Genomic DNA, 16,517 nt, shown 5'->3' with positions numbered 1-16,517 from the left:
AGAGGTACGAGGCCGCTGTTTCCAGCGCCCTCGCATGTCAACGAAAACTTACAAAAAGCTTCGCAGTTCCATTATGAGGCCGGATGCCTCAGGCAAAGTATTCCTGAAGCGCCCGCACTTCGAGATCGCCGCTGAGGTATGCCTTGATGCCCTCGGCTGCGGCGACCGCTCCTGCAAGAGTGGTGTAGTAAGGTATCTTATGCAAGAGGGCAGCTTGCCGTAGCGAGCGGGAATCCGACAGGGCGCCGGCTCCTTCAGTGGTATTGAAGACGAGCTGAATGTCGCCGTTCTTCATGGCGTCGACCACGTGGGGGCGGCCCTCCAGCACCTTGTTGATCCGCCGCGCCTTGACGCCCTGCTCCTCGAGATAGCGCTGGGTGCCGGCCGTGGCCACGATCTGGAACCCGGCCTCCTCCAGCATCTTCACCGCCGGGAGAATGCGCGGCTTGTCCGAGTCGCGGATCGACACGAACAGGGTGCCGGTCTTGGGCAGCTGGCTTCCGGCGCCGAGCTGGCTCTTGGCAAACGCCACCCCGAAGCCCCGGTCGAGACCGATGACCTCGCCGGTGGAGCGCATCTCGGGCCCGAGCAGCACGTCGACGCCCGGGAAGCGGTTGAAGGGGAACACGGCCTCCTTCACGGCGATATGCGGCAGCTCCTTCGGGGTGAGGCCGAAATGGCTGAGGCTCTCGCCGGCCATGATGCGGGCCGCGATCTTGGCCACGGGCTCGCCGATGACCTTGGCCACGAAGGGCACCGTGCGCGAGGCGCGGGGGTTCACCTCCAGCACGTAGATCGTGCCGTCCTTGATGGCGTATTGCACGTTCATCAGGCCGCCGACCTCGAGGGCAAGCGCCAGCGCCTTCGTCTGGCGCTCCAGCTCGGCGATGGTCTCGGGCGACAGGGAGCGCGGCGGCAGCGAGCAGGCGGAGTCGCCCGAATGGATGCCCGCCTCCTCGATGTGCTCCATGATGCCGGCGATGAAGCTGTCCTTGCCGTCGCAGAGGCAGTCCACGTCCACCTCGATGGCGTCCGAAAGGTAGCGGTCGAAGAGCAGCGGGTTCTTGCCCAGCACCGTGTTGATCTGGCCGGTCTTGTCGTTGGGGTAGCGGGCCTTCACGTCGGACGGGATCAGGCTAGGCAGGGTGCCGAGCAGGTAATCCTCGAACTGCGCCTCGTCGCGGATGATCGCCATGGCCCGGCCGCCGAGCACGTAAGACGGGCGCACCACGAAGGGCAGGCCGAGTTCGGCGGCGATCAGGCGGGCCTGCTCCACCGAATAGGCGATGCCGTTCTTGGGCTGCTTCAGGTGCAGCTTGTCGAGCAGGCGCTTGAACCGGTCGCGATCCTCGGCGAGGTCGATGGCATCCGGCGAGGTGCCGAGGATCGGCACGCCTGCCTCTTCGAGCGCGTGGGCGAGCTTGAGCGGCGTCTGGCCGCCGAACTGCACGATCACGCCGTGGAGGGTGCCCTTGGAGCGCTCGGTCTCGATGATCTCCAGCACGTCCTCCTGCGTCAGCGGCTCGAAATAGAGCCGGTCGGAGGTGTCGTAGTCGGTCGAGACCGTCTCCGGGTTGCAGTTGATCATGATGGTCTCATAGCCCGCGTCTTTCAGCGCGAAGCAGGCATGACAGCAGCAATAATCGAACTCGATGCCCTGGCCGATCCGGTTCGGACCGCCGCCGAGGATAATCACCTTCTTGGCGTCCGACGGATTGGACTCGTCCGCAGGGGTGCCGGCGAACGGGGCGGTATAGGATGAGTACATGTAGGCAGTGGGCGAGGCGAACTCCGCCGCGCAGGTGTCGATGCGCTTGAACACCGGACGCACGGACAGCGAGCGGCGCAAGGTCCGCACCTCGGCCTCGGTCTTGCCGGTGAGCACGGCGAGTCGGGCATCCGAGAAGCCGAGCGCCTTTATCTGGCGGAATGCGCCGGGCGTCTGCGGCAGGCCGTGGGCCTTCACCTTGGCTTCCATGTCGATGATGTCCTGGAGCTGCTCCAGGAACCAGGGATCGATCTTGCAGGAGGCATGAACCTCCTCATGGCTGACGCCGAGGCGCAGGGCCTGGGCGACCTTCAGGATCCGGTCCGGAGTCGGGGTGCCGATGGCCGCCTTGATGGCGTTCTTGTCGTCGCCCTTGCCCATGCCCTCGATCTCGATCTCGTCGAGGCCGGTGAGGCCGGTCTCCAGCGACCGCAGCGCCTTCTGGAGCGATTCCGGGAAGGAGCGGCCGATGGCCATGGCCTCGCCCACGGACTTCATGGCCGTGGTGAGGGTGGTCGAGGCGCCCGGGAACTTCTCGAAGGCGAAGCGCGGGATCTTGGTGACCACGTAGTCGATGGTCGGCTCGAAGGAGGCCGGCGTCGCGCCGCCGGTGATGTCGTTGGCGATCTCGTCCAGCGTGTAGCCGACAGCGAGCTTCGCCGCGACCTTGGCGATGGGGAAGCCCGTAGCCTTCGACGCGAGAGCGGACGAGCGCGACACGCGCGGGTTCATCTCGATCACGATCATGCGCCCGTTCTCCGGGTTGATCGCGAACTGCACGTTGGAGCCGCCGGTCTCGACGCCGATCTCGCGCAGCACCGCAAGCGATGCGTCGCGCATGATCTGGTATTCCTTGTCGGTGAGCGTCAGCGCCGGAGCGACTGTGATCGAGTCGCCCGTGTGCACGCCCATCGGGTCGAAGTTCTCGATGGAGCAGATGATGATGCAGTTGTCCGCCTTGTCGCGGACGACCTCCATCTCGTACTCCTTCCAGCCGAGCACGCTCTCCTCGATCAGCACCTCGTTGGTGGGCGAAGCGTCCAGGCCGCCTTCCACGATGCTGAGGAATTCCTCGCGGTTGTAGGCGATGCCGCCGCCGGTGCCGCCCATGGTAAAGGACGGGCGGATGATGGCCGGCAGGCCCACTTCGGCCAATGCCAGCAGGGCCTCGCCCAGGGCGTGTTCCTGGTAGCGCTTGCGCCGCTCGTTCTCGCCCGCGTCCCACTTCAGCTTGTAGGCTGCGATCATGCGCTTCTTGTCGCCGGGATGGATGTCGAGCGCCTCCATGCGGGCGAGCTCGGCGAGATAGGCGTCGCGGTCGGCCTTCTTCAGCGCCGAGGCATTGGCGAGGCGGGATTTCGGCGTGTCGAGGCCGATCTTGGTCATGGCCTCGCGGAAGAGCTGGCGATCCTCGGCCTTGTCGATGGCCTCGGCCGTGGCGCCGATCATCTCCACGTTGAACTTGTCGAGCACGCCCATCTTCTTGAGCGACAGGGCGCAGTTCAGCGCCGTCTGGCCGCCCATGGTGGGCAGGATTGCGTCCGGGCGCTCCTTCTCGATGATCTTGGCGACGATCTCGGGCGTGATCGGCTCCACGTAAGTTGCGTGCGCGAGATCCGGGTCCGTCATGATCGTGGCGGGGTTCGAATTCACCAGGATGATGCGGTAGCCTTCCTCCTTCAGGGCCTTCACGGCCTGGGTGCCCGAATAATCGAACTCCACGGCCTGGCCGATGATGATCGGACCGGCGCCGATGATGAGAATGGAGGAGATGTCTGTCCGCTTCGGCATTGGGCCACCCAGGCGTGTCCAGCCGCGCGGCCGTAAAGCTACGGAGCTTCAAGCGCAGCCGGGATGTGATCGGATTATAGGTTGAGGGAGGCTCTTACACGGACCTTGGGCAAATTCAAAGGCCTTAGAGCATCGGACCCAAAAGTGGGTCTACTTTTGGGATCCAATCTGATGCTCCAACTCTTGACTGGCGCATCATCGGGTGCGGAGAACCGGATCCACTTCTCCGCATGATGCGCTAGCCGTGATTTAGACAGCGAATGCCCATGCGGTACGATCCGCTGGGACCGAGTCGGCAAGGGAGCTGGGAAAACATGGCCATGGCAGGAGAACCGCGCTGGACCGTCATAACGGGAGCCTCCAGTGGAATCGGCGCGGAACTGGCTCGCGTTTTCGCGGCCAGGGGGTACGCGCTGGTCCTGACCGCCCGGCGGCACGAGCGGCTGGAGGCGCTGGCGGACGAGATCCGCCAGGCCCATGGGGTTCCGGTCGAGGTGATGGCCCTCGACCTCGAGGACCGGGAGGCGCCTCAGGACTTGGCCGAGATGCTGCGAGAGCGGGGCATCGCGGTCCATACCCTGGTCAACAACGCCGGATTCGGGTTGCGCGGATACTTCGCGTCTCTTCCGCACGAGAAGCAGCTCGCCATGATCGACCTCAACGTCACGGCCCTGGCCTCCCTGACCCGCCTGATGCTGCCGGGCATGATCGAGCGCCGGCGGGGCGGAATCCTGAACGTGGCCTCCATCGCGGCGTTTCAGGCCGGGCCCTACATGGCGGTCTATTACGCGACGAAGGCCTTCGTCCTGTCCCTCTCCGAGGCCCTGCACGACGAGGCCAAGCCCCACGGGGTGACCGTGACGGCCCTCTGCCCAGGCCCCACCGAGAGCGAGTTCTCGGACACGGCGGGCCTCAAGGATTCCCGGCTGTTCAAGGCGGGCGCCATGACCTCGGCGGAGGTCGCCCGCGTCGGACTCGCGGGCTACGAGGCAGGCCGGGCCATCGTCATCCCGGGCGCCAAGAACCGGGCCGGCGCCATCGGGGCCAAGTTCATGCCGCGCTTCGTATCGCGCCGGATCGCCGGGCTTCTGCAGGGAATGAAGTGACGGCCGGGGCAGAAGCCGCTATCGAAGCCTCGTGACCGCCTCCCGTCCCTTCCATCGCCTCGCTCGCCAGTTCACCGCCTTCTTCGGCGTGGGCCTCGTCGCGGCTGTCGTCCATTACGGGCTCCTGATCGGCCTCGTGGAAGGCGCGAGCCTTCATCCGGTTTCGGCGACCCTGGCCGGTTATGTGGCAGGAGGGCTGGTGTCCTACGTCCTCAACCGCCGGCACACCTATGGCAGCGAGCGGCCGCACCGGGAGGCGACCTGGCGCTTCGCCGTGGTGGCCTTCGTAGGCTTCCTCGTGACCTGGTTCCTGATGCACGCCTTCACGGTCTGGCTCGAAGGGCCCTATCTGCCCTCGCAGATCATCACCACGGGTGTCGTGATGGTGTGGAGCTTCATGGCGCACAAGATCTGGACATTTGCCTAGGATCAGGGCGCTTCCAGTGAGCAGAGCCGTGGTTCCAGGCCTGCAGCGCAGCCCAGGGCTGCATCCGGGCGGGTCCCGCAAATCTTTTCGCGGTGCAATATGAACGTCACGACAATGCGGGATCCGTCCCGCATCGGATTCGATTACCCCATCGCGGAAACTCTGGAAGCCTCATGTCCGACATGGCCATTGCCGAGGAAGTCTGTCCTGCTGTGAAGGACAAGGCTCCCGCCGTGCCCCGCTCCCGTCTTGCGGTGGCCCTGATCGAGCTGGCGCTCGCCGTGGGCAGCTTCGGCATCGGCACCGGCGAATTCGCCATCATGGGCCTGCTGCCGAACGTGGCCCAGGAGTTCAATGTCACCACCCCCGAGGCCGGATACGCGATCAGCGCCTATGCGCTTGGGGTCGTGGTGGGCGCTCCCATCATTGCCGTGCTGGCGGCAAAGCTGGCGCGCCAGACGCTGCTGCTTCTCCTGATGGCGGTCTTCGCCGTCGGCAATGGGGTGAGCGCCGTTGCGCCGAGCTTCGAATCCTTCGTGCTTCTGCGCTTCCTCACGGGTCTGCCGCATGGAGCTTATTTCGGCGTAGCGGCATTGGTGGCCGCATCCCTGGTGCCGCCCAACAAGCGCACCCAGGCTGTCGCCCGTGTCATGCTGGGCCTCACCGTGGCGACCCTGCTCGGCACCCCGGTGGCGACCTACTTCGGGCAGGCCGTCAGCTGGCGCATCGCCTTCGGGGCTGTCGGCGTCATGGGCGCGCTGACGGTGCTGCTGATCTGGCTGTTCCTGCCCAAGGACAAGGTGCAGGAGGGCGCAAGCCCCATGCGGGAGCTCGGCGCCTTCAGGCGCAAGCAGGTCTGGTTCACCCTCGGCATCGGGGCCGTGGGGTTCGGCGGCCTGTTTTCCGTCTTCTCCTACATCGCATCGACAGCCACCGAGGTGGCCGGAATGCCCGAGAGCGCCGTTCCAGTCATGATGGCCCTGTTCGGCTCCGGCATGATCGCGGGCAATCTCGTGGGCGGTTGGCTTGCCGACAAGAACCTGATGGCGACCATCGGCGGCACGCTCGCCGGCAGCGTGGTGGTGATGACGGTGCTCTGGCTCACCGCCGAGAATCCCTACCTGCTCTCCGCCTGCGTCTTCCTCGTCGGCTGCAGCGTCGCCATTGGTCCCGCGCTTCAGACCCGGCTCATGGATGTGGCGGCGGACGCGCAGACGCTTGCGGCGGCGCTCAATCACTCCGCCTTCAACATCGCCAATGCGCTTGGCGCCTGGCTCGGCGGCCTCGCCATCGCGGCCGGTTACGGTTTCGAGTCGACCGGATGGGTCGGCGCAGTTCTTGCCGTTGCGGGTCTCGTCGTCTTCGGCCTGTCGCTGGCGAGCGATCAGCGCTCCGTCAGATCGTCCTCGATCTCGCGAGCCTGAACGGGCCGTCCCACGAAGGTCATCCGGGCCTGATTGTGCCCGAGATTGCGTAGCGAGCGCTCAGGCCTGAAACCGGCATCCTCCAGGAGATCGACGATCTCTTCCTCGCTGTACTGCGCGAGCCCGACTTCCTCGCGGATCTTGCGGTATTCGGAGAAGGCCGTGCGGGCGAGGCCTGTCAGCGCGGAGCGCAGGAAGCCGCCCTGCCAGGCGAAGGAGAGCAGTGCTTTTGCATCGGTGACGGGGCTGATGTCGGGCGGGATGATATCGCCGAGGACCAGCCTGCCGTCCGCCTTCAGCTTGTCGTGGGCAAGCTTCAGAAGGGCGCGGAACTCGTCCAGGGAGAGATACTGGACCAGCGAGTTCACGACAATCAGATCGAAGGAGGCGTCCGGCAGATCGGCGACATCGTCCGTCGACAGAACCGTGATCCGTCCGTTGCCCTTGAACCGCTCGTTCAGGCGTTCGCGCACCAGCGGCGCCGCATCGCTCAACGTCAGGCGGGCGCATTTCGCCGCGATCTTGTCGGCAAACAGCGCTTCGCCGCAGCCGTAATCGAGCACCGCCGCATCGGGGGAGGGGATGAGACCGACGATGTCGTTGGCGATCAGCCGGTAATGGAGCAGCTTGTGCCGCTCGCCCGTGTAGATCGGCGTGTCCTGGTTCCAGTAGTCGCGCCAGTTCATCGATAAAGCTTTCCCTGCTCGGTTCAGGATTTCAGTGAGGGCGAGGCCGAGTCATGCAGCCTGCTGCGCAGTTTCGCAACCTGCTCGGTGAGTGCGCGGAGCTCATCGACGGGCAGGCCCAGCACGCAGCCCACCTGCCGCGGGATCTCCTCGGCTTTCTCACGCAAGGCACGGCCGGTCTTGGTAAGGGAAATGCGGACCTGCCGCTCGTCCTTCTTGTCTCGTGCCCGGCGGATGTGGCCTGCGCTTTCGAGCCGCTTCAGCAGCGGGGTCAGGGTGCCGGAGTCGAGAAAGAGCCGGTCCCCGATCTCCTTCACGGTGAGGCCGTCCTGCTCCCAGAGCACCAGCAGAACCACGTATTGCGGATAGGTGAGGCCGAGCGGGTCCAGGAACTGGCGGTAGGCGCGGCTGAACGCGTGTGAGACGGAATAGAAGGCGAAGCACAGCTGGTTGCTGAGCGCCAAGGGACTGGGGTTTGCCGTCATCGTCATCTCCACCTGCAACCATCTTACAAAAGAAATAGGTTGCGCGCAATTTAATTCGGGTCTATGGGTCTTTATAGATTGTACGCGATTGAATTGTAAGCGTGCAGTTTGGCAGCCTGACGGTCAGGTGTGACAACCCAAGGAGCTTTCCGATGACCCCTCTCTACACAGCCCATGCTTCAGCCCAGGGCGGACGCGAAGGCGTCGCCGCTTCCAACGACGGAAAGCTGGAGGTTCGCCTCTCCACGCCGAAGGAGCTCGGCGGCGGTGGCGGCGAGGGGACCAATCCGGAGCAGCTCTTCGCAGCCGGCTATTCCGCCTGCTTCCTCGGGGCCCTGAAGTTCGTGGCCTCGCAGAACAAGGTCGCGCTCCCGGCGGAGACCTCGGTCGAGGCGTCCGTCGGCATCGGCAAGCGTGACGATGGCCAGGGATTCGGGCTGGTGGTCGAGTTGAAGGTCAACCTGCCGGGGCTGTCCCAGGACCAGGCGACAGACTTGCTGCACAAGGCCGATGTGGTGTGCCCGTACTCGCACGCCATCCGCGGCAACGTGCAGGTTACGCTGTCCGTTTAATAAGAAGATCTATCGACGCCGTAGGGGCGAAGGCCTCCTGCTCATCGGGCAGGGGGCTTTTTTGTGGTCAGGTCCACAGCTTCGTGAGCGGCCCGTTGGCCCCATCGACGGGATCCGAATCCGGCAGCGGAACCTGGGCAATGCGCTGCTGCGAGGAGGCCAGCGCCTTGGGATCGTCGCGGACGGTATCGTAATCGGATCCGTTCGGATAGGCGCCGACGACGGCGAAGTCGTCGCTGGCGTTGATGAGCGCATGCGCGACTCCGGCCGGAACGACAACCACATCGCCCATGGTGACGGAGACGAGATCGCCGTCCTCACCGCCGAAGCGGATCTGGCCCGAACCCGACACGATGCCGAGCACCTCATGGGTGTTGGGGTGGTAGTGGTGATAGTCGTGAATGCTGTCGAGCCAGGCATTCGTCCAGCCGTTCTTGGCGAAGGTCGCCTTGAACGCCTTGGTCGGATCGTCCTGAGACGGCGGGATCGCCCCGCGGCGGACGATCAGCGGCAGCGACGAGTTCGGCACGATGCCGTTGCTGCGGAAGACGTAAGTGTCGGTTCCGAGCGGTGCGTTGTAGCCGTGAGGATCGCCATAACCTTTCGCCTGCGCCATAAGTCTCTCCCTTCAATTCGGGGAGGGAACGCTCTGGGCAGGCGAAAGATCGAGCGGGGCCGTTGGAAACCGGAAGCATCGGGCCAAAAGTGGTCTTGCACTTTCGGGATCGATCCGATGCGCCATTCTTGAAGAGCGCATCGTGTGGACCGGAAAACCGGATCCACTTTTCCGCACGATGCGCCAGCGAACCTTACATGCCGATCAGCATCGCCGCGACGGCGCGGTCGATGGACAGGTAGAACATGCCGAAGGCCACCAGGGCGGCGAACGCGAACTCGACGATCTGGTTCTTGAAGATGCGGAACTGCGCAAAGAGGTTCTGGCCGAAGATCGAGATCAGCCAGGCCGTGGTGAGCACCACCGGGAAGATGAAGAGGTAGGACCACGTGCTCTCGACCGGGCCTACATTGGAGGGGTCGATCAGCGGGCGGATGTTGCGCACCCACGGAGCATAGAAGGCGGCATAGAGCGACGTCAGCCAGGACAGCGACACGGCAATGCCGAGGTGGAACGTGAACAGGTTGTGCAGCCGGCTGAATTCGCCGGAATCGTCATCGAAATTCATGGTTGAAATACCCCCAAATCAAGGCCCGAGATCATTTTCGTTTTATGGTTAATGATCGGTTACCGTGATTTGGGTGGCTGGCGCAACCCACTCGTTTGTCGCGGCGCCAGCCCTGAAATGCTTGAGCTTTCAGCCCTGAATCTTCTTCTCGTCCATCAGCTGCACGAAGCGATCGAACAGGTAGTGGCTGTCCTGCGGACCGGGCGAGGCCTCCGGGTGGTACTGCACCGAGAAGGCCGGGCGGTCGGTGAGCGAGATGCCGCAATTGGAGCCGTCGAAGAGGGAGACATGGGTCTCCACGGCGTTCGTCGGCAGGGTCTCCGGATCCACCGCGAAGCCGTGGTTCATGGAGGTGATCTCCACCTTGCCGGTGGTCCTGTCCTTCACCGGATGGTTCGCCCCATGGTGGCCCTGATGCATCTTCTTGGTCTTGGCGCCCACCGCGAGGCTCAGCATCTGGTGGCCGAGGCAGATGCCGAAGGTCGGAATCTTCTCGTCCAGCACCTTGCGAATGACCGGAACGGCGTATTCGCCGGTGGCGGCCGGATCGCCCGGTCCGTTGGAGAGGAACACGCCGTCGGGCTTGAGCGCCAGCACGTCCTCGGCCGTGGCGGTGGCGGGCACCACCGTGACCTTGCAGCCGGCCTGGGCCAGCAGCCGCAGGATGTTGCGCTTCACGCCGTAATCGATGGCCACCACGTGGTGCTTATGCGAGCCGTCCTGGTGGCCGTAGCCTTCGCCCCGGTTCCAGGTGGTCTCGTCCCAGTCGAAGCGCTGGCCGCTGGTCACCAGCGGCACGAGGTCCTGGCCGTCCATGGACGGGAGGGCAGCCGCCTTGGCCTTCAGGGCCTCGATGTCGAAGCGACCCTCCGGGTCGTGGGCAATCACAGCAACGGGCATGCCCCGGTCGCGGATCAGGGCCGTCAGCGCCCGGGTGTCGATTCCGGTGAGGCCCACGATGCTGCGGGCCTTCAGCCAGGCGTCGAGATCGCGGGAGGCGCGCCAGTTCGACGGCTCGGTGATCGAGGCCGCCAGCACGACGCCGCGCACGCCCGAGGACGAGGCGGCGTTGACGCTCTCGATGTCTTCCTCGTTGGTGCCCACGTTGCCGATATGCGGGAAGGTGAAGGTGATGATCTGGCCGGCATAGGACGGGTCCGTCAGGATTTCCTGGTAGCCGGTCATCGCCGTGTTGAAGCAGACCTCGCCGGTCGCTTCGCCGACGGCGCCGATGCCGAAGCCCTCGAGAACCGTGCCGTCCTGGAGCACGAGAACGGCCGTCGCGCGCGGCTCTGCCCAGCCACCCGCCGTGTCTTTGTCTTGCAGCATCGTCATGATCTCTTTAAGTCCGGGGCCAATGGGCCATGCTTGAGCGGGCCACATCCGGGCCGCCCTTGAACTGTCCTGCGTGACTTAAGGGGCCGGCCGCCGTCAGTCAACGCTCAAGCGACTTAAAAACCAAGGAGATATCGATGCTGCGCGAACGTTTCACCGCCGACATGAAGGAGGCCATGAAGGCCGGAGAAAAGGGCAAGCTCGGTGCCATCCGGTTGATTCAGGCCGCCCTCAAGGACAAGGACATCGAGGCACGTGGGGCCGGCAAGGAGCCGCTCTCCGACGAGGAGATCCTGGCTCTCCTGCAGAAGATGGTGAAGCAGCGCCAGGAATCGATCACCATGTACGAGCAGGGCGGCCGCACGGAGCTGGCCCAGCAGGAGAAGGACGAGGTGGCGGTGATCACCTCCTACCTGCCGCAGCAGATGGACGAGGCCGAGACGAAGGCCGCCATCGAGGCCGCCATCGCCGAGACCGGTGCCGCCTCCATGAAGGACATGGGCAAGGTCGTGGGCGTGCTGCGTGCCAAGTATGCCGGCCGCATGGACTTCGCCAAGGCGAGCGGCCTTGTGAAGGATATGCTACCGAAGGGGTGAAGCCTCTAAACCCTTTCGTCGTCATCCCCGGACTTGTTCCGGGGATGACGACTTAAACCCGATTAGAACCTGGATGGCCGGGACAAGCCCGACCATGACGAGGATAGGGGGTTAGGCAGCGGCGGCTGCCGCATTCCCGAGTGCTTCGACGATCTCCTGCGTGGTGAGCACCCTGGCGAACTCGAAGCGCAACGTCGCCACGTGAGCCTGATGACTCGTCCGGGCCGGGATCGTGCCGCCTTGCCCGTCGGGCAGGTCGAAGCAGTCGCAGGCATCCTCCACGAGGATCATCTCGTAGCCGAGATTGGCTCCCGTGCGCACTGTCGTCGACACGCACATGTCCGTGGTGATACCGAAGACCACAACCTTGCGGACGCCGAGCCGCTTCAGGCGCAGGTCGAGATCGGTGCCGATGAAGGCGGAATTGACGCTTTTCGACACAATGGGCTCGCCGTCGCGCGGCTCGAAGCCCGGGCGGAAGGCATTGCCGGGCTGGCCCAGCCTCAGGGTCGAGCCGGGATCGATGGAATCATGCTTCACATGGATGACCGGCAGCCCTCTGGAGCGCCAGGCGTCGAGGATCGCCTGACCGTTGCGGTCGACGGCGCCGTTCCAGCGGCGTGGCCAGGAAGGGCCGTCGAAGGCCTGCTGCATGTCGACGGGTAGAAGAACGGTCTGGGCGAAGTTCATGGGGCACCTCCTTGTTCCCCATTGTCTTCGCGCCTTGTGCTGCCGGTTTCACTAGACAAGATGACTGGTCGACCGGCTAAGTGTCGGCCGCAAGACGGATAGAGCGGCAATCGGGGCATGGCGCTGGACGAAAAAGACAAGATCCTGATCGCGGCTCTGCGCAGGAACGCCCGGGAAAGCCTTGTGGGCCTTGCCCGCAGCGTAGGCCTGTCGCGCAGCGCCACCCAAGAGCGGATGCGCCGCCTGGAGCGGGATGGCGTCATCAAGGCCTATACGGTTGAACTGGCCTCGGCCCAGGATCCTGCCGTGCGCGCCATGATCGCCGTCACCTTCGAGCCGGGCTTCCGCTGCAAGCAGGTGGTCCCCCGCCTTGCCGGGATCCCGGAGGTCGTCGCCTGTCACTCCCTGACAGGCTCCATCGACCTGATGGTGAGCGTGGCGTGCGATTCCAACGCCACCCTCAACCGGATCCGGGACATGGTCGCATCCGTGCCGGGTGTCGCCACCGCCACGACCCACATCGTCCTCGCGACGGAATGGGCACGGGAATAGTCCATTCCACTACCGACAGCCCTGGGCTAAGCTCGAGCTGGCGCGAGAGGATGAAAACAGCGAGCTGGCGCTAGTTCTTGGCTCCTGGAACTCCAGCATTGGCCTCCGGGGCCTGCCCGGGACTGCCAAAATTGCCTGTCCGGCCGCCGCGTCGCTCTTCCGCCTGCTTCTGAAGCTCCTCCTGGATCTTCTTCTGCTGCTCGGCCAGGACCTGCGGGTCGACCGGCGGTCCGTCGAAGGCTTTGCCGAAACCGTCCATCGGGATCGCGAAGGTCACTTCCTTGCCGGCCTGGTTCCGGGCGCTGACGGTCAGGCCTGCGCCTTTCTTGAGGTTGGCAACGAGATCGTCCTTCACGGCCGCTTCGGCGAAGCAGCCATGGGGGACACAGGTGGAATAGCGGCCGGCCACCGGTTGGCTCTTCTCCGCGGCGATGCGGATTCCGGGCGGCACGAGCAGGCCGAGCGGCATCAGGATCCGCAAGGTCTTCGGCGCATTCTTGGCCTTCACGTCATAGAGAGCCACGGCGAGGACGCGCTGCCCCTTATCGGTGACGAAATCCCGCGTGGTGTAGCAGATATCCGTGTTGGCGCGCTCATCCTTGGCGCAGACCTTCGTCCATTCCGGCTGGGCGGGCGATGCCTTGAGGGCGACCACCACGGGCGCGGCAGCCGGAGGCTGGGCCTGCTGGTTCTTGGGCGCGGGTTGCTCTTTTTGTGCAGGCTGCTTCGGCTTCGGGGCCTGTCCTGAGGTCTGTGCCAGAACCGGCAGGGGGCTGAGCGCCAGCACCGAGGCGATCACGGTCGCGGGAAGGCGGGAAGTGATGGGCATTACGGGAGTTCTCCTCTCGTTGAACTGAACTGTCATCGGCCGGCTCTCCCAGGAGCTGAGTGGCACTCGGCTGGAACCTGCCTTGGGGATCGGCCGTCTATCGAGGAGGTTGATGTCAGAATTTGGATGATGAGCCGTTAAGGCCAAGCTGCAGGAGCGCGCGGATGAACAAGGGATTTGGCGTGACCGTCACGGTGCCGCAGCCGGACGGCCAGGAACCCAAGACGGCCCCTTTGGTGGTTGTCGCCCGGGACGAGCGCGATGCCGAGCTGGTTGCCGTACAGGCAGCAGGTCCGCAGGCCTCCGCCGAAACCCTGCGCGAACTCACGGAAGAGGAGGTCCTGGCCTACGATCTCGATCTCCAGGCGCATGGCAGCGCCAAGGTCCTGCCCATTCTCAATCTGTAGCCCCCTTCGAATCGGGGCGAAGCGCCGCAGCGACCGGCACCAACGTCTGATGTTCAAGCTCCGGCTTTGCTGCTAGGCAGATTTGAGCTCTTCTAATCTTTTTCCGATGTCCTCGCAGCCAATCATCGCAGCCTCCCTGACCCGCCGACCGATCCTGCCCGCCGCCACCAGGATGGGGCGAGGCCGGGATAGGCATGCGCGAGACGTGCGGGCCATCCGCCATCTGACCATGCCGCAAGGTTTCTGGAGAAGCCGTCCAGAGCACGCAGAACATGCCACCGGTGAGAGCGATGCACGGTAAGCCGGACGCTCCCACGCGGGCTCCGGGGAATGCCCCGACGGACCGTCTGCGCTTCTTCTTTCAGCAGGCGCCTGGGATGATCGCCATCCTCAGCGGGCCCGATCACGTGTTCGAGTTTGCCAACACGGCCTATCTGGATCTCGTCGGCCGACACGAGGTGGTCGGCAAGCGGGTGCGCGATGTGCTGCCTGAGCTTGAGCAGCAGGGCACTGTCGCTTTGCTCGACAAGGTCTACGACACGGGGGAGCCGTTCATCGGGCGGCGGATGCCCGTCACGTTGCAGCGACAGCCGAATGCCCCTGCGGAAACGCGGTACATGGACTTCGTCTATCAGCCGGTGGTGGACGATCAAGCTCGAGTGACAGGCATCTTCGCCCAAGGGTTCGATGTCACCCGGCAGGTCGAGACCGAGGCAGCGTTCAGCGAGAGCGAGGCCCGCTACCGGCTCTTCTCGGAGGAGACGCGGGAGGGCGTGGTCATCCACAACGGCGAGGTCATACTCGACTGCAATCCTGCCTATGCCCGGGTTTTCGGCTACGGCGACATCTCCGAGGTGATCGGACTGCCCAGCACGGCCTTCGTGAGCCCCAGGAGCGCAGCCCTTCTTCGGGAGAAGGGGGCTCTGGAGGACGAAGAGCCCTACGAGATCGAGGCGATCCGCAAGGACGGCTCCGTCTTTCCGGCCGAGTTTGTGGGGCGGCCCAGCACCTGGCGGGGCCAGAAGGTGCGCATCGGCCTGGCTCGCGATCTCACCGAGCGCAAGCGGCGCGAGGCTGCGCTGCGCGACAGTGAGGCTCACTTTGCTGCTATTTTTGACCAAACCGCTGCTGGCTTCGCCGAGGTGGATCTGACCGGACGCTTCCTTCGCGTGAATGACCGCTTCTGCGACATTACAGGCTACACGCGAGAAGAACTCCTGAGCGGCCGGCGCATGCAGGAAATCACCCATCCCGACGACCTGCCCGAGAACCTCCGTCTCCTCCGATCCGCCATTGATGCGGGTGAGCCGTTTCAGATCGAGAAGCGCTACATCCGGCCTGACGGTTCCGAGGTGTGGGTCGGCAACACGGTGAACCTTATCCGCAGCGAGGCGCAGCAACCACATTCGATCGTAGCGGTGAGCATCGACCTCACGGCCCGTCGGGAGGCCGAAGCCGCCCTGCGCCAGAGCGAGTCCCGACTTCGGCTCGCACTCGATGCCGGCCGGATGGCCGTGTGGGAAAACGACACGCGGACTAATTCCGTAAGGACCTCCCCTGAACTCAATCGTCTTCTTGGCTTTCCCGAGGATGCATCTCCCACCATCGAGGAGATCAGGGCTCGCTATGCGCCGGGGGCTCAGGACCGGCTCCGGGCAGCAGTCGCGGCTGCGCTCGGACGGCATGAGAACTATGCCGAAGAAGAGCTCGAAGTCATTTGGCCGGACGGTTCACGGCATTGGCTGCTTCTCAGGGCAGACCTGGAGGTCACGCATGGGGAAGAAGGTGTCGTTTACGTCAAAGCAACCGGCGTTGCGTTCGACATTACCGAGCGCAAGCTGTGGGAGGAGCGTCAGCGCCTGCTGATCAACGAGCTGAACCACCGGGTGAAGAACACGCTCGCCACGGTTCAGTCGATCGCTCTCCAGAGTTTCCGGCACACGGATACAGCAACCGGCCCGAGCGTCACGGCCTTTCAGGATCGCCTGTTCGCTCTGGCACGGGCGCATGACATCCTTACCCGCGACAACTGGGAGGGGGCCGAGTTGCGCGACATCGTCGGCGAGGTGATCGAACCCTATTGCCGCCAGTCCAGCGGGCGCTGCGACATCGATGGGCCGCGTGTCCGGTTGACGCCGAGCATGGCGCTCGCCCTGTCCATGGCCGTCCATGAGCTTGCGACCAATGCGGCGAAGTATGGGGCCTTGTCGGTGCCGGAGGGGCAGGTGGCGATCTCGTGGTCGGTCATGCCGGGTCAACAGAGGCAGCTGACCCTGTGCTGGCAGGAGCGCGGAGGCCCACCCGTCGCATTGCCGGAGCGCAGGGGGTTCGGCACACGACTGATCGAACGCAGCCTCGCGCAGGAACTCGCAGGCGATGTGAGCCTCGCCTATGTGCCCACGGGCGTCGTCTGCACGGTCAAGGCTCCGCTGCCGGACGGCATGGCCTAGATCCCGATCCGGCTTTCACCCGCTCAGGATCGAGGCCTCGGGATCGGGGTTGAATGCCGGGGCTTGGGAGCCTCCACGAGCCGGAACTGCACGGGAGCGGATGTCCAGCTGGACGGCAGCTTCAGAGAGACGTCGCACGCCGTGAAGAGGCTTTGTCCCTCGGCATTCCTGACTTCGAAGGCGTAACCGGGCCGCTCGAGCTGCGGGCATTCCTT

The 16,517-nt window shown here is 64.7% G+C and carries 16 protein-coding genes; 8 read left to right on the top strand and 8 right to left on the bottom strand.

The window, feature by feature from the left end; genetic code table 11:
• Positions 1-88 precede the first annotated feature (88 nt).
• A complete protein-coding gene (gene carB, locus MA07_RS12970; RefSeq protein WP_036351139.1) occupies positions 89-3,559 on the bottom strand; it encodes a carbamoyl-phosphate synthase large subunit in 3,471 nt (1,156 codons plus the stop codon).
• Between the two features lie 320 nt (positions 3,560-3,879).
• On the opposite strand from carB, the gene MA07_RS12965 reads away from it, so the two are divergent.
• From MA07_RS12965 to MA07_RS12955, 3 genes are all read left to right on the top strand, one after another.
• A complete protein-coding gene (locus tag MA07_RS12965; protein ID WP_036351383.1) occupies positions 3,880-4,665 on the top strand; it encodes an SDR family oxidoreductase in 786 nt (261 codons plus the stop codon).
• A gap of 31 nt (positions 4,666-4,696) precedes the next feature.
• Positions 4,697-5,092, top strand: coding sequence for a GtrA family protein (locus MA07_RS12960; protein ID WP_036351137.1), 396 nt, complete (start codon positions 4,697-4,699; stop codon positions 5,090-5,092).
• A gap of 173 nt (positions 5,093-5,265) precedes the next feature.
• Positions 5,266-6,516 (top strand): MFS transporter, encoded by a 1,251-nt coding sequence (locus MA07_RS12955; RefSeq protein WP_036351135.1) that lies wholly within the window; start codon positions 5,266-5,268, stop codon positions 6,514-6,516.
• On the opposite strand, the gene MA07_RS12950 is transcribed toward MA07_RS12955, so the two are convergent.
• Both MA07_RS12950 and MA07_RS12945 read right to left on the bottom strand, forming a co-directional pair.
• Positions 6,477-7,202 (bottom strand): class I SAM-dependent methyltransferase, encoded by a 726-nt coding sequence (locus MA07_RS12950; RefSeq protein WP_036351133.1) that lies wholly within the window; start codon positions 7,200-7,202, stop codon positions 6,477-6,479. The two genes, MA07_RS12955 and MA07_RS12950, sit on opposite strands and share 40 nt — an antisense overlap.
• Positions 7,203-7,225: 23 nt before the next feature.
• The gene (locus MA07_RS12945; protein ID WP_152568848.1) at positions 7,226-7,687 is read right to left on the bottom strand and encodes a MarR family transcriptional regulator; all 462 of its coding nucleotides are present in this window, start codon (positions 7,685-7,687) and stop codon (positions 7,226-7,228) included.
• 152 nt (positions 7,688-7,839) lie between these two features.
• Between MA07_RS12945 and MA07_RS12940 the strand changes: the two genes are divergently transcribed.
• Positions 7,840-8,259, top strand: a complete 420-nt coding sequence (locus MA07_RS12940) for an organic hydroperoxide resistance protein (RefSeq protein ID WP_036351129.1) — start codon at positions 7,840-7,842, stop codon at positions 8,257-8,259.
• 67 nt (positions 8,260-8,326) lie between these two features.
• On the opposite strand, the gene MA07_RS12935 is transcribed toward MA07_RS12940, so the two are convergent.
• The 3 genes from MA07_RS12935 to carA all read right to left on the bottom strand — a co-directional run bounded on the left by MA07_RS12935 (position 8,327) and on the right by carA (position 10,772).
• A complete protein-coding gene (locus tag MA07_RS12935) occupies positions 8,327-8,875 on the bottom strand; it encodes a cupin domain-containing protein (RefSeq protein ID WP_036351127.1) in 549 nt (182 codons plus the stop codon).
• 193 nt (positions 8,876-9,068) lie between these two features.
• Complete coding sequence (locus MA07_RS12930) at positions 9,069-9,443, bottom strand: hypothetical protein (protein WP_036351125.1); 375 nt, start codon at positions 9,441-9,443, stop codon at positions 9,069-9,071.
• Positions 9,444-9,572: 129 nt separating this feature from the next.
• Entirely contained in the window at positions 9,573-10,772 is a 1,200-nt protein-coding gene (gene carA / locus MA07_RS12925) for a glutamine-hydrolyzing carbamoyl-phosphate synthase small subunit (RefSeq protein ID WP_036351123.1), read from the bottom strand.
• A 143-nt stretch (positions 10,773-10,915) separates the two neighbouring features.
• On the opposite strand from carA, the gene MA07_RS12920 reads away from it, so the two are divergent.
• Positions 10,916-11,374, top strand: coding sequence for a GatB/YqeY domain-containing protein (locus MA07_RS12920; RefSeq protein ID WP_036351121.1), 459 nt, complete (start codon positions 10,916-10,918; stop codon positions 11,372-11,374).
• 111 nt (positions 11,375-11,485) lie between these two features.
• On the opposite strand, the gene MA07_RS12915 is transcribed toward MA07_RS12920, so the two are convergent.
• Positions 11,486-12,064 (bottom strand): cysteine hydrolase family protein, encoded by a 579-nt coding sequence (locus MA07_RS12915; RefSeq protein WP_036351119.1) that lies wholly within the window; start codon positions 12,062-12,064, stop codon positions 11,486-11,488.
• A 117-nt stretch (positions 12,065-12,181) separates the two neighbouring features.
• Between MA07_RS12915 and MA07_RS12910 the strand changes: the two genes are divergently transcribed.
• Complete coding sequence (locus MA07_RS12910) at positions 12,182-12,616, top strand: Lrp/AsnC family transcriptional regulator (protein WP_036351117.1); 435 nt, start codon at positions 12,182-12,184, stop codon at positions 12,614-12,616.
• Between the two features lie 70 nt (positions 12,617-12,686).
• Here the strand turns inward: MA07_RS12910 and MA07_RS12905 are convergent, their stop codons facing one another.
• Complete coding sequence (locus tag MA07_RS12905; RefSeq protein ID WP_036351115.1) at positions 12,687-13,445, bottom strand: invasion associated locus B family protein; 759 nt, start codon at positions 13,443-13,445, stop codon at positions 12,687-12,689.
• Positions 13,446-13,609: 164 nt separating this feature from the next.
• Here MA07_RS12905 and MA07_RS12900 point away from each other — a divergent pair, with 164 nt between their 5' ends.
• Both MA07_RS12900 and MA07_RS12895 read left to right on the top strand, forming a co-directional pair.
• Complete coding sequence (locus MA07_RS12900; protein ID WP_036351113.1) at positions 13,610-13,852, top strand: hypothetical protein; 243 nt, start codon at positions 13,610-13,612, stop codon at positions 13,850-13,852.
• A gap of 290 nt (positions 13,853-14,142) precedes the next feature.
• Positions 14,143-16,302, top strand: coding sequence for a PAS domain S-box protein (locus MA07_RS12895; RefSeq protein ID WP_052003128.1), 2,160 nt, complete (start codon positions 14,143-14,145; stop codon positions 16,300-16,302).
• Positions 16,303-16,517 lie beyond the last annotated feature (215 nt).

The sequence above is a fragment of the Microvirga sp. BSC39 genome, assembly GCF_000739015.1.
Classification (GTDB): Bacteria; Pseudomonadota; Alphaproteobacteria; order Rhizobiales; family Beijerinckiaceae; genus Microvirga.
Note: the sequence above shows the minus strand (reverse complement) of the source record. Positions and strands in the feature narration are given on the sequence as shown.

Bases quoted from the DNA above. Each gene is read 5' to 3' on its own strand.
- carB (WP_036351139.1), bottom strand. From the start codon at position 3,559: ATGCCGAAGCGGACAGACATCTCCTCCATTCTCATCATCGGCGCCGGT.
- MA07_RS12965 (WP_036351383.1), top strand. From the start codon at position 3,880: ATGGCAGGAGAACCGCGCTGGACCGTCATAACGGGAGCCTCCAGTGGA.
- MA07_RS12955 (WP_036351135.1), top strand. From the start codon at position 5,266: ATGTCCGACATGGCCATTGCCGAGGAAGTCTGTCCTGCTGTGAAGGAC.
- MA07_RS12950 (WP_036351133.1), bottom strand. From the start codon at position 7,202: ATGAACTGGCGCGACTACTGGAACCAGGACACGCCGATCTACACGGGC.
- MA07_RS12945 (WP_152568848.1), bottom strand. From the start codon at position 7,687: ATGACGGCAAACCCCAGTCCCTTGGCGCTCAGCAACCAGCTGTGCTTC.
- MA07_RS12940 (WP_036351129.1), top strand. From the start codon at position 7,840: ATGACCCCTCTCTACACAGCCCATGCTTCAGCCCAGGGCGGACGCGAA.
- MA07_RS12935 (WP_036351127.1), bottom strand. From the start codon at position 8,875: ATGGCGCAGGCGAAAGGTTATGGCGATCCTCACGGCTACAACGCACCG.
- MA07_RS12930 (WP_036351125.1), bottom strand. From the start codon at position 9,443: ATGAATTTCGATGACGATTCCGGCGAATTCAGCCGGCTGCACAACCTG.
- carA (WP_036351123.1), bottom strand. From the start codon at position 10,772: ATGCTGCAAGACAAAGACACGGCGGGTGGCTGGGCAGAGCCGCGCGCG.
- MA07_RS12920 (WP_036351121.1), top strand. From the start codon at position 10,916: ATGCTGCGCGAACGTTTCACCGCCGACATGAAGGAGGCCATGAAGGCC.
- MA07_RS12915 (WP_036351119.1), bottom strand. From the start codon at position 12,064: ATGAACTTCGCCCAGACCGTTCTTCTACCCGTCGACATGCAGCAGGCC.
- MA07_RS12910 (WP_036351117.1), top strand. From the start codon at position 12,182: ATGGCGCTGGACGAAAAAGACAAGATCCTGATCGCGGCTCTGCGCAGG.
- MA07_RS12905 (WP_036351115.1), bottom strand. From the start codon at position 13,445: ATGCCCATCACTTCCCGCCTTCCCGCGACCGTGATCGCCTCGGTGCTG.
- MA07_RS12900 (WP_036351113.1), top strand. From the start codon at position 13,610: ATGAACAAGGGATTTGGCGTGACCGTCACGGTGCCGCAGCCGGACGGC.
- MA07_RS12895 (WP_052003128.1), top strand. From the start codon at position 14,143: ATGCACGGTAAGCCGGACGCTCCCACGCGGGCTCCGGGGAATGCCCCG.